Source organism: Bacillus sp. FJAT-29790 (assembly GCF_019039215.1).
Classification (GTDB): Bacteria; Bacillota; Bacilli; order Bacillales; family Cytobacillaceae; genus Cytobacillus.
On the sequence record NZ_JAHNZZ010000001.1, the window covers coordinates 683,805 to 697,284 of the forward strand.

7 protein-coding genes and 1 pseudogene are annotated in these 13,480 nt (G+C 39.3%); 7 read left to right on the forward strand and 1 reads right to left on the reverse strand.

All coding sequences use genetic code 11. The features are described 5' to 3' along the window. The first annotated feature begins 393 nt into the window (after positions 1-393). From BGM26_RS03280 to BGM26_RS03295, 4 genes are all read left to right on the forward strand, one after another. Entirely contained in the window at positions 394-1,818 is a 1,425-nt protein-coding gene (locus BGM26_RS03280; protein WP_217038316.1) for an NAD-dependent succinate-semialdehyde dehydrogenase, read from the forward strand. A gap of 789 nt (positions 1,819-2,607) precedes the next feature. Next, complete coding sequence (locus tag BGM26_RS03285) at positions 2,608-4,293, forward strand: sigma-54 interaction domain-containing protein (protein ID WP_217038317.1); 1,686 nt, start codon at positions 2,608-2,610, stop codon at positions 4,291-4,293. An 839-nt stretch (positions 4,294-5,132) separates the two neighbouring features. Next, the gene (locus BGM26_RS03290) at positions 5,133-7,256 is read left to right on the forward strand and encodes an acetate--CoA ligase family protein (RefSeq protein WP_367949264.1); all 2,124 of its coding nucleotides are present in this window, start codon (positions 5,133-5,135) and stop codon (positions 7,254-7,256) included. A gap of 31 nt (positions 7,257-7,287) precedes the next feature. Next, the gene (locus tag BGM26_RS03295) at positions 7,288-8,556 is read left to right on the forward strand and encodes an MFS transporter (RefSeq protein ID WP_217038318.1); all 1,269 of its coding nucleotides are present in this window, start codon (positions 7,288-7,290) and stop codon (positions 8,554-8,556) included. A 141-nt stretch (positions 8,557-8,697) separates the two neighbouring features. Here the strand turns inward: BGM26_RS03295 and BGM26_RS03300 are convergent. After that, positions 8,698-9,280: pseudogene (locus BGM26_RS03300) on the reverse strand (site-specific integrase); the annotation flags it as partial. A 370-nt stretch (positions 9,281-9,650) separates the two neighbouring features. Here BGM26_RS03300 and BGM26_RS03305 point away from each other — a divergent pair. The 3 genes from BGM26_RS03305 to BGM26_RS03315 are packed head-to-tail and all read left to right on the forward strand — an operon-like array spanning position 9,651 to position 13,470. Beyond that, positions 9,651-10,733, forward strand: coding sequence for a hypothetical protein (locus BGM26_RS03305; RefSeq protein WP_217038319.1), 1,083 nt, complete (start codon positions 9,651-9,653; stop codon positions 10,731-10,733). Further along, positions 10,720-12,909: a molybdopterin oxidoreductase family protein gene (locus BGM26_RS03310; RefSeq protein WP_217038320.1), complete on the forward strand. Its 2,190-nt coding sequence runs from the start codon at positions 10,720-10,722 to the stop codon at positions 12,907-12,909. The genes BGM26_RS03305 and BGM26_RS03310 overlap by 14 nt, the downstream gene beginning before the upstream one ends. After that, a complete protein-coding gene (locus BGM26_RS03315; protein WP_217038321.1) occupies positions 12,910-13,470 on the forward strand; it encodes a 4Fe-4S dicluster domain-containing protein in 561 nt (186 codons plus the stop codon). It abuts the gene before it with no gap. Positions 13,471-13,480 lie beyond the last annotated feature (10 nt).

The following is a 13,480-nucleotide window of genomic DNA, read 5'->3' on the forward strand; positions in this document are numbered from 1 at the left end:
GGAAAGGCATCAGAAGCGCTCAATGACTTTGTACGACAGCAGTAGGAATTGAATATAGCCTTAATAAACATAAAATATCGATATCCGATTTTCTATTCTAAAGCACATTATAGTATCGCTGAATGGTCACGAGATTAACGCTACAGTTTGTACAAAGGATACAAAAAAGGGTTGCTTAAATCGAATCCGTTGTCCCAGGAAAGTAGACTTTGGTGTTTTCTACCTACTCAGCTTGCCTTCTTTAGGGTAAATGAAATAGTAAATACAACTAACGGTAACAGAGTGGAGCTCAGATTATTGTATTTAGACACTGATAAGTTTAGAAAGTTTGATGCCAATACCGGATGGATTGCCCATTCCATGATCTATTTCAAGATAAGGGGAGGTTTTTTAATGTATATTAATGGACAATGGGTGAAAACGAATAAGCAACTAGATGTGAAAAACCCTGGAACAGGTGATGTAGTAGATCAAATCTATCTAGTAGGAAAAGAAGAAACAGAGAATGCGATCCAAGCCGCAGAAGCTGCTTTTCCATTATGGTCTGAATTAACTGCTGAACACCGCGCTGACTATCTTGAGAGAGTTGTAAACAAACTTAAAGAAAAAAAAGAATATCTTGCTGAAATAATTACAAAGGAAATGGGAAAATCCATTCATAATGCACGTTATGAAGTTAATAGTACTATTGCCTTCTTTAAGTGGTATGCGGAGGAAGCGAGAAGAGTTTATGGAGATACGATTCCAGCTTCCGCTACTAATAAACGTATTTCAGTTATCCGTCAACCTATTGGGGTTGTCGCAGCTATTACACCTTGGAATTTCCCTTTATCAATGTCGGCACGTAAGCTTGGTCCTGCACTAGCTGTCGGCTGTACTGTTATTATCAAACCATCATCTGAGGCACCTCTATCTTCTGTAGAATTATTTAAGATATTTGATGAAGTCGGATTTCCAAATGGTGTAATTAATTTAGTTATAGGAAAATCAGGTGAAATTGCCGAACCACTTATGAAAAGTAAAGTTGTCCGAAAGATTTCTTTTACTGGATCTACGGAAGTTGGAAAGATACTAATTCGTCAATCTGCAGAAACAGTAAAGAAAGTTTCTATGGAACTAGGCGGTCATGCTCCATTTATCGTATTTGAGGATGCTGACATTGACTTAGCTGTCGATGGACTGATTCAAAATAAATTTGCATCTACCGGCCAACAATGTGTCTGTGCGAATCGAATCTATGTTCATGATGATATCTATGATGAATTTGCAAAACGTTTTCAAGGAAAAATCGCTAAATTGAAAGTAGGAAATGGACTTGACGAATCAAATGAAATTGGTTCTATGACAAACGAAAGTGGAATTGAGAAAGTACATGATCAAGTCAAAGATGCTGTAGAAAAAGGTGCAAAAGTCCTTTATGGCGGGCACAGATTGACAGATGGTGATTTAGCGAATGGATACTTTTATTCTCCGACATTACTGGTAGATGTGAAGGAAAGTATGAAAATATGTTTTGAAGAAACATTTGGTCCAGTGGCCCCTTTGATCCGGTTTAATTCAGAGGAGGAAGTTATTAAGAAGGCAAACGATATTGAGTATGGTCTTACATCTTACTTTTACACGAACGATTTATCTAGGATGTATCGAGTTTCTGAAAAATTAGAATATGGAATGGTGGGAGTAAATGATCCTGCTCCTTTTGCTGTGCAAGGACCATTTGGAGGTGTAAAAGAAAGTGGTTTAGGTCGTGAAGGTGGATATTATGGTCTAGATGATTATCTTGAGACAAAGTTAGTTTCTCTGGCGATTCAACTTTAGTATTTATATTTTAGTACATTTAATCACTAGTGTTGCATTAAAATAGCTTGATTTTTAAAAAGACTCAAAATGCTCAATAACCCTATTTAAGCAAAGGAATAGTCCTTTTTTATGGATAAAGTCAGGTGGTAACCCGTCTAAATCCACTAAAAAAGGACTTACGCATGGACAAAATTCCACGAAAAACTTCATTTGGACAATGGTTTTCACCAATAAATCTGTGTTTATGCAACACTATTGAAATTGGACAAATTAATCAATATTATCCTCAACAAGCAGTCATTCTGACCAATACAGGAAGTATCGGGTGAATTTATTTGGGGATGGATTTTTCTCAAAGTGAACTCCTCGCCTACATTTATCTAATTTATGAGAAATAATGCTGGATCCAGATCAGCTTTTATCATTCACCACAGGGAATGATAAAAGTGATTTCTACATAAGTTCTCTATCGAAAGAAATTTTCCCATCATGAATCTAAATGAAAAATCTGTACGATCATTTCGGAACACAGATCTTAAAAGACCCATAGACTAGAAAAGATAAATTATCAATATGATTGATGAAGAAGCCTGAGTCAGCAGATGCCAGGCTTTATAATTTTAGAATTTTTTAATTATACAAATTTAAGCGTATGGAGTTGACTGTTTTTAATTTTAAAGGTAAGATCCTAATGAATATTCTAAAAATTCATATAAATAATACTGGGTATAATTTACGTTGTAGGAACTTCTAGCATTCGAATTAGATAGAGAATACCATCTCTAATAAAAAAAGGAGTGGCAAGCAATGGATAAATCTCCGGATTGGCTGGAATCTATTCCATTTCCGATGATCTTAACAAATCAAGAATCGGTAATTAAAAGCTATAATTCTCTCTTTTTCAAGCTCTTTGACAATATTGTTGTTGGAGGAAATATACAAGAGTTATTTAGTGAATGGAAAGTACTTGGGAATCTTCTTGTATTAGCGAAACTAGAGGATCAATCTTATTTATTGCAACATAACTATGTCGAGTGTAAAACTGAAACATCGGTACTATACATTGTATCTGACGGCAACTCCATTCAGCATTCACAAGGTATGATAAGAAAATTAGAGCATGAGAATAGAGAACTAGACGCCGTTTTTGAGAACTCCTCCGATGGCATTTACATTACAGACAGTGATGGTTTGACGCTTAAAATAAATGCCGCTGTGGAGAGAGCCCTTGGCCATCCCAAGGAAACATTTATAGGAAAGAATATCAAGCAGTTACTCCAGGATGGGGTTGTGAATGAAGCGCTGTCCTTTAAGGTGCTTGCACAGGGGAAGACCATCCATTCAGTACCAACTAACCACTTCAACACACACTTAAAAACGGCTGTACCCATTTTTAATGAGGCCGGAGAAATCAAGAAAGTGGTCACCTATATCCGGGATCTCTCAGAATTAAATCATCTTTACCAAGAGTTAAATAAAGTATTAGAAATAAATGAGATGTATAAAGAAGAGTTGGAAAAGCTAAAAAACAAAACATGGTGGGATCCAGATATTGTTGTAGAAAGTAAACAGATGATAGATATATACGAGATGGGAGATCGAATTGCCAATTATGATGCTACTGTGTTAATACTTGGGGAAACAGGTGTAGGGAAAGATATATTTGCCCGGCATATTTACCATGCTAGTCAAAGACGGTTAAAGGGGGATTTCATAAAAATTAATTGTGGATCCATTCCTCCGGATCTCTTGGAATCAGAGTTATTCGGTTATGAAGCAGGTTCATTTACAGGTGCGAGTCGGTCGGGAAAACCCGGATTGTTTGAACTGGCCGATAAAGGGGGTTTGTTTTTAGATGAAGTGGGGGAGCTGTCATTGGCTTTACAGGTCAAGCTGCTCCGCGCTTTGCAGGATAAACAGATTCAGCGGATTGGCGGAACAAAACCAAAAAGTATAGATGTAAGGCTTATAGCAGCAACCAATCGAAATTTAAAAGAAATGGTCGAAAAGGGCGAATTTAGGGAAGATTTGTATTATCGCTTAAATGTACTTCCGATCTCTATCCCTCCTTTGCGGGAAAGAAGAGAGGATATATTGCCTCTTGTTCAATCGTTTCTTCAGAAAGTAACTGAAAAATACGGAATTTCCAAGGAATTCGACCGGAATTTAAAAAATTTTTTCTACCACTATAATTGGCCCGGGAATGTGAGGGAGCTGTCTAACCTTGTGGAACGGCTAGTCATTACGGTGCCTAATAATTTTATCACTGCGTCTGATCTTCCGGAAGAATATAAGGACAAAAAGGAGGTACCTGCTGCCTATATCAAAGAAATGACACTGAAGGAAGCGGCGGAGGATGCTGAACGTGAGATATTATCTGTTGCTGTCCAAAAGTTTAAAAATACATATGAACTGGCGGAAGGTTTGGGGACGAGTCAGGCAACGATCGTAAGAAAACTTAAAAAATATAATTTGACAATAACACCTGCCTGAATGAATGTTCAAGAACGAAAAGAAATAAGTATTGCCGATTTAACTTTGCATCTTAAGGATAAAGATGTGTCGGCAAAACTTATTCTTTTTTTATGGAAATAACATTTGTCCGATTAGCCTGGTTAATAGAAGCTATATATATGTTCGGCTTCTTCCTGCCGGGCTTTTCCTTTTTAGCCTGATTAATGTTCAGTTTAATTCAAAAATGAATTTTACGTTCAAAAGTGGTTTAACTAATCCATGGAAAATCGGACAGGATAATTTAATTATGAATCTTGCGAGATAAAGAATAATGTAAAATCCCTTATTGTCATTGTTTTTAACCAAGTCTGAATTTTGGCACTCTTCTTGCAAGTTAGATATATGTAAGGAATAATGCTTTTTTTATTTCTTATCCACAAGATAAAAAAGAGGGGAGATGATGAGTATAGTAAGGTGGTCTGCAGTGACTTGTGAGAACGGGACAATGGATAATATGGGGAGTGGAGGAATGAGTAATTTAAACCGGCCACCGGGAAAAAAGTTGTCAGGAGGGGGTCCATATTACATTGGAATCCCGTCCATATTAATGTTTAGGGATTTTTTATCCTTCACAGAAGATAATTCTACGAATATACGGTGATTTATGACAGATTAGAGAACAGTCTTTCTGATGGGGTGAGAGGGAAATAGCTGAACCTCTTAAAGTATATTGATTGTTTCTCCGGAAGAGTATGGAGGTATAAAGCAATCATTTTCAACTACCTGTATAGATGTAGTTCACTTAATCTATATATCTATGCTCATAATTAATATTCATAATCGGTTACAAGAGAAATCATTTAATGAGGTGAGTATCCGTGAAAAAAAATCTTAATTTAGAACCTATGTTTTCTCCCAAGTCTATTACGATCATCGGTGCATCACGCGGAGAAGGAAAAATTAGTGCAAGACCGTTATATCTTTTACGTAAACTAGGATATCAAGGATCCATTTACCCTGTTAATGCAAAATACACAGAAATAGAAGGATTTCCCTGTTATCAGGATATTGAAAGTTTGCCAAAAGATATTGATATGGCCATTCTTTCAATTAGGGCAACCGATGTCTTGCCTGCCTTGGAGAGATTGGCGAAAAGATCAGTGAAAAGTGCGGTTGTTTTTAGTTCGGGTTTTGCGGAAATTGGAGAAAATGGGCGGGAACTTCAACAGCGTCTGACTGAATTCGTTGAACGAACAGGTATTCCAGTATGTGGGCCTAACTCCTTAGGTTTTTTCAATTTAAAAGACAAAGTAGTTGCTTCGTTTCAACAAATAGAAGCTAGCCGTATGGATCCCATAGCATTTGTAACGCAAAGCGGAGCTTTTGGAACCCTTACCTACAAAATGCTTGAAGAAATGGAAATAGGTTATCAATATTTTGCTTCTTCCGGGAATGAGGCTGGTGTCGATTTTTTTGATTATGTTCACTATTTTGCCGAGCAGGAAGAGATCAAAGTCATTGGGGGTTACATTGAAGGGGCAAGGGATATTGAGAAAATGGATAATGCCATCCGCATGTGCCAACAACAGGATAAGCCGCTGATCTTGATGAAGGTAGGGACGTCCCAATTAGGAGCCACTGCAGCAATTTCCCACACCTCTTCTCTAGCTGGGGATGCATCGATTTACTCCAACTATTTTCAACAAAGGAATGTTGTCCAAGTTGATGATGAACAAGAACTAATCGATACAATCAATCTGTTTCATAAGGCAAAAACGAGTCCTAAAAGAGGTGGGGTAGCGATCGTTACCATTTCAGGTGGAGCCGGAATCGTAATGGCTGATAAATGTGAACAAAACAATGTTGAGTTAACCAAGTTGATGCCAGAGACAGTCACACAGCTTGAAGAACTTCTACCTGCATTTGCATCTGTCAAAAATCCAATTGATGTGACAGCGCAAATCATTCAGGATCTCGATAAACTTTCTGATAGTATCAATGTATTATTAAAAGATGATGGGGTAGAGGCGCTTGTGATTTACATGCAAATAGGGGACCCTGTCGCTCCTGTAATTATTCCTAAATTATCAAAAGTGGCTAATGAAACGAATAAAACGTTTGTTGTCTGTTGGGCCGGGGCTTCAGAAAAGACGAAAGAAATGTTATCTGCTGAAGGTATTTGTTGGCTTCATACTCCAAGCCGTACAATTCGGGCCCTAAAAAATCTGATGCATTATAACAAACGAAAAGAACTGTTGTCTGAACAAAAGAACATTTTTGCGGAAAGATTGACCGATCGTACGGAATTGGAAGCGATCGAAGGAACGATTAATGAGTATACGGGAAAAAGTTATTTGGAATCATATGGAATTCCAATACCAGCAGGAAATATAGCCAGAAACGTTGAGGAGGCTATTGAAGCAGCGAATGCAATAGGATATCCAGTTGTATTAAAAGTACTGTCACAGCAAATCGCCCATAAAAGCGAAGTTGGCCTTGTGAAAATCAATGTGAAATCGGCCGCGGAGGTAAGAAGTTCTTTTGAAGAAATCATGTCCAACGCTTTAAAATACGACCCTAATCTTCAAGTTGACGGAATTCTTGTGGAGGAGATGATTGGGGAGGGTGTCGAAGTAATGGTTGGTTCGATTCAAGACCCGTTATTTGGTCCATGTGTTCTGTTAGGCTTAGGAGGTATTTTTGTTGAGGTATTTAAAGATTCGGTGATCAGACCAGCTCCATTAACTATAGAAGATGCAAAAGAGATGATACAGTCCATAAAAGGATATGCCATTTTAAAAGGTGTCCGCGGTAAAGGCCCTTATGATGTCCATGCATTGGCGGAAACACTCGTAAAGGTTTCAGAGTTAAGCTTGGACCAAAAAGATTGGCTGCAAGAATTGGATATAAACCCAGTAATGGTGCATGAAGAAGGAAAAGGTATCACAGCTCTTGATGCATTATTCGTTGGAAAGCAAGGAGCATTATCTTTATCTCATTAAATAAAAACCGGTCGGAGGAAGTGGGTAGTTTATGCGCTGGGTGATACTTGCATTTGCGTTTTTTGGTACAGTACTCAATTTTGCAGACAAGTCGGTAGCAGGATATGCAGCTATCCCTATTATGAAAGAGTTTAGTCTTAACTTCACTCAATGGGGATTGGTTGGAAGCAGTTTTTTCTGGTTTTTTGCGATTGCGGGTGTGGTGGGCGCTTCATTATCCGACCGATTCGGAGCCAAAAAGATAATGGCGATCATGGTGATATCTTGGACAATCATACAATCTGGATCGTATCTAGTTTCAGGGCTAACCGGACTCGTTTTGATGAGAGTGCTGTTGGGTATTTTCGAGGGGCCTTATTTTGCCACCGCCGCCAACCTTGTTACCAAGTGGTTTCCGCCTGAACGTCGAGGTATCGCCATCGCCCTTATGAATTCCGGTGGTACAATAGGTGGTTTAGTTATGGCCCCAATACTCGTTTCCTCTATTAGTGAAATGGGTTGGAGGAATACTTATGGAGCTTTAGGCCTGGTTGGTATTGTCTGGTTCGTCCTATGGTTATGGCTTGGAAAGGAAAGCCCAAAGCAAGAGACGGAGACCTTGATATCGGGGGTAACTAAGCCTGCATCAAAAATCGGTTGGTCAAATATTTACCCCGTTTTACTGTCTCGTACCTTTATTTTAGTTTGTCTTGCTACTTTCGCGTCATATTGGTTCTTGGCATGGATGCAGACGTTTTTGGCTGCTTATTTTGTTCAAGCAATCAAATTGACACCGAAAGAAATGGGTAATTATGCATCCATTATCGGAGTTACTTCTGCCACCCTTACTTTGTTGTTTGCCATGTTTTCAGATAGTATATATAAGAAAAGTCAAAGCATACGCAAATCACGTGTATTTGTGGGAGGAGGGGCTGTTACTCTGGCGGGTCTGCTTTTCTTTTCCATGACCATTTTTCATCACCCTATGTATGTGCTATTCGTCATGTGTGTCGGGAAAGCACTGGCGTATGTCATGTTCGTATTGTGGCCAGCGATTGCGGCCAACTTGCTTCCTGGAAGAGGAGGTTTAATATTAGGGATCGGGACAGGCTTTGCCCAATTGGCAGGGATCATCGGGCCACTTGTTACCGGGGCTATTGTACAATCAGCGGGTGATAATGTCATACTTGGCTTCGATTATTCGATTTTATCTATCGGGACGTTAATGGTATTGTTTGGACTTGCTTTTCTTCTATTCTGTAAACCAGATATGCAAGCGGGGGGCCTGGCAAATCTTAGGAAAAATGAGTCGGTGAGTTAAAATGCATAATCGAAACAAACCAAGATCTTATGTTTCGTCAATGGGACCACCAGAGTAATCTTGTTTCACGGCTGTTTTAAAAATATATTTCCTTGATTAGACTAAGGGATCGGGTTATTTCCGATCCCTATAAAAATAGATTTAAAACTTCGTCAAAGCATCAACCGCATCCACCAAATCACTATACGAATCCTTTATATATCGACTCATCGTCGCAATATTGCTATAACCAGCGAGTCCCCTCACTTTTTCAATATCATTATTCGTCGCCTTTAACATCAACTTACAAAAAGTATGCCGGAACATATGAGGTGTTAATTTCTTCTTTGGCAAACTATAGCCTTCAATCATTGTCTGAAACCCGCGGACAGTGAATTTCGACGATCGCTGACTATAAAATACATATGGGGAGTCAGCGACATATAGCTTTTGTTTAGTCATTTCTGCCTGATAGCCTAGCCAATCATGGATTTCTGCCAGCGGCGTATTTGAAATCGGAACTGTTCTGACCTTTATCCCTGTTCCTATGATTCTAATCTCTTCAAATCTAAATCAATGTCCTTTATTTTTAAATTAGATAGTTCATCAACACGAATTCCGGCGTAAGTAAGCAGATATATGATCGCTCGGTCTCGACGATACTTTTCTTCTGGTTTTACCGCCTGCTTTTGAAGGATTTCTTCCTTATTATATACAGATGATTTTCAAACTCCACTTCTGTTAGCCTGTTATGTTTTCCATAGTGGCCCCTCATTCTTCGAATCGTTTCCATCCCCCTTTATAAGCGACCAATTATGCTGACGGATAGTTATTTGTCATACACAGAAAGGTAAAGAACACAGCTTTTCACGTTTATCGGACACATTTGTGCTATTATCGGACAGCTAGACGAATTTATCGGACCACACAAACAATTCAGCCCCAAAGTCCATCCTTAATCGCTAGCGATGTTGATGTTTTGTCTGATTTTTGAACAACGTATCAAAGATCAGGGGATTTCCTCCTGAGGATAGGGAGTTTCCCCGATATGTTAAAACAACTCCGTCTCATACAATAAGAGTAAGTTATTTGGTTTGAATGAGGAGGAGTTAATAATGCAAGCAAAAGCGATTGAAAACCAAAAGTCGGCAAGTTCATTTAACAATGCATTTGCTTCCAACTTTGCTAAATCTATGTTTCTAGCAGTCAGTGGACTTGTGATCTTATCTTTTATTGGTACGAGAATGTTTACGCATATTGATTTAAATCTATATGGCTATATGGTTGGGACGATCGTCTTTCTAGGAGGTTTCTTTTACCGGTTTATTGCTTGGGGAGAAAGGCCGCCAACAAAAATTTTTATAAAAAAAGGCATCAAGCTTCTGTTTAGAAAATCCACGCCACAAACATCAGTTGAGCATCTGGCAACATACAAATTCATCTGGAATCGGGGAATTTACCGATGGACCCAACACATCTTAATTGGTTGGGGATGTATCCTTTCTTGTTTTGTGACGTTTCCGCTTGTATTCGGATGGATGTATTTCACGATGGATGACAATGGCTACTATACAGTCGTTGGCATGGGTATCAATTTAATGACCGTAAAAGCAGACGGGATCATTGCTTTCTTTTTCTATAATGCATTAAATTTTACCGCCGTCATGGTGATTGCCGGGGTATGCATGGTTCTTTACCGCCGCTTGAAAAACATGCAGGCAAGAGCGGAACAGAAATTCATCTATGACTTCCTTCCATTATATATGCTGTTATTGGTGAGTATTACCGGATTGGCATTAACATTTATGAACGTATTTTTACATGGCGCAGGGCAGCCAGCAATGTCTTTAATCCACCAATGGTCAGTTGTAATTACATTAATTTACCTTCCATTTGGGAAGCTTGCACACATTCCGTTCCGCCCAATGAGTGTCCTTGCTCGAAATTACAGAGAGCATTATGCAGAACAATCCATGAAGGAATGTAAAGTTTGCGGGGATCATTTTGTTTCAACAGAGCAATCAAAAGATGTCGTCGAAGTACTCGACGTGAACGATATTAAATTCAAAACAAAGGAAGGCTTCCATCTTGCTGAACTATGTCTTCCATGTCGCAGAAAGTACCGGATTTCTCAGTTCTCCGGTCTTCCTACCCACGAGGTAAAAGTTAAGGAGGCAAACCAGAATGCAAAGGGATAATTTTAGGAACGAGAGAGATAAATTTTTCAAAGAAATTGAAAACCTTAATCATCCAAATGAAACCTTAATCAAAACACATTGTAGCTACTGTGCTATGCAGTGTGGGATGAACCTAAGGGTAAATACAAAAACAAACAAAATCATTGGAGTAGAGCCTCGATATGATTGGCCGGTCACACTTGGAAAGATGTGTCCAAAAGGAGTGACTGCTTATCAACAAGTAAACCATAAAGATCGTTTATTAAAACCGTTAATTCGTGATGATCAATCGCTTAAAGGGACGAAAAACGGCTTCCGGGAAGCAAGTTGGGATGAAGCTTACAACTTGATCGTAAAGAAATTCACTGAGCTTCAGGCAGCCTATGGGAATGATACGCTCTCCGTATATAGTGGAGTTTCAATGACAAATGAAAAGTGTTACTTGACCGGTAAATTCGCTCGTGTTGGACTCCAAACACGCTATATTGATTATAATGGCCGATTCTGTATGGCAAGTGCAGCAGGTGGTTTAAATCGCTCATTAGGTATAGATAGAGGTTCGACGATACCATGGACGGATGTACAGGATACCGATTGTATTTTTCTTGCTGGCAGTAATACAGCCGAATGCCATCCGACTATGATGTTCCGGGTTTGGGCCATTCAAGAACGAGGCGGCTATGTGATTGTTGCTGATCCAAGGGAAACACCAGTTGCTAGAAGAGCAGACCTTCACCTTGATTTAAGACCTGGTACTGACCTTGCACTTGCCAATGGGATTTTAAATTTATTAATTCAAAATGGCTATACCGATGAAGAATTTATTAAAAATCATGCAAATGGCTTTGAAGAAACAAAGGAACTAGTAAAAGAGTTCACACCAGAGTATACGAGTACGATTACAGGTGTGGCACCTGAGAAAATTATTCGGGCTGCAGAATTGTACGGAAAAGCGCCAAATGCAATTGTCATGTTTGCCAGAGGGATCGAGCAACAAATTAAAGGGGTAGATAACGTTTCTGCCTACACCAATATGGCACTTGTTACAGGGAAAATTGGTCGTGCTAAATCAGGTGTTGCGACCATTACAGGGCAAGGAAATGGTCAAGGTGGACGGGAACATGGGCAAAAAGCCGATGCTCTACCTGGATATCGTAAAATAGCGAATCCGGATCACGTAAAATATGTTTCAAAGGTGTGGGGGATTGAACCGGAAGAAATGCCAAAAGAAGGTGTATCCGCATTTGAAATGTTTGGATTAATGGAACAAAAGACCATTCGTGCTCTATACCTATTATGTTCAAATCCTGCCGTTTCTGCACCAGATCAAAATTATGTTCGTGAGCAGTTGAAAAACTTAGACTTCATGGTATGTGTTGACTTTTATCTTTCAGAATCTGCTGAATTTGCTGATGTCGTGCTACCTACAACATCTTGGGCAGAGGATGAAGGAACAACTACAAATGTTGAAGGACGAATAATAAAGATTAATCAAGCACAAATGCCTCTAGGCGAATCAAAGCCTGACTGGAAGATTCAAGTAGAAATTTCCGAGCGAATGGGGCGCGGCAAATATTTTTCTCACTTAAAAACCTCTGAAGACATATTTAATGAACTTCGTGTCGCTTCCAAAGGAGGAACGGCTGATTACTACGGCGTAACATGGGAAAAGATTGACAAGCAAGATGGCGTGTTCTGGCCATGTAAAGATGAAAATGATCCTGGAACACCACGATTATTTTTAGATAAAAAGTTCAATCATCCAGATGGAAGGGCAAAAATTTTTGCATTACCATATAGACCGTCCGCAGAAGAGCCAGATGAAGAATACCCAATACGCTTAACAACAGGACGTGTAGTTTACCATTATTTATCAGGGAATCAAACGAGAAGAATTCAATTCCTTCGCGATATGTGTCCGGAACCATTTGTAGAAGTACATCCGGAAACAGCAGCAAAATACAATATTGAACACGAAGAATCCGTCCGTCTCTATACTCGTAGAGGAGAAACAACCTATAAAGTGAAAATCACTGAGGCTATTCGGAAGGATACTGTGTTTGTTCCTTACCACTGGGGCCATGAAAATTCTATTAATCTATTGACAATCGGTGCTCTGGATCCAATTTCAAGAATGCCGGAGTTCAAAGCATGTGCAGCGCAGATTGAAAAATTAGAATTAAAGAAGGTGAAGTAAATGAAAAAGAGGCTATATTTAGAACTTGAAAACTGCATAGGGTGCCGTTCTTGTTTGGCTGCCTGTACGCAGTGCGGCGGGCATGAGGAGCGAAACCGTAACTATGTTTATGATGTGAATCCGCTTGTAAACCGTCAAACGATGCCTCTAATGTGCCTTCACTGTGTCAATCCGGCATGTGCAAGAAGCTGTCCGGCGCAAGCGATTCAAATTCACGAGACAGGAGCCGTGCTTTCGGCTCTTGTGGAAAAATGCATTGGCTGCCAAAACTGTACAATTGCTTGTCCATACGGGATCCCGAAGTTTGATACAGAGCAAAATCTAATGTACAAGTGCGACTTATGTATCGATCGCTCAAAAGACGGCATCCCGCCAATGTGTGCAAGTGTATGTCCGACAAACACGTTACAATGGCTGACAGACGAGGAGATTGAACAGAAACAGAAGCAATTCAATCTTGATAATGGCAAGTGGGTTACAAGCATGCCATATCTTGAAGGTGAAACAAATGTAAAAGTAAATCTCCCTGGTATTTTACAAGGGATAACAAAGTTGTTTTAGGAGGGATTAT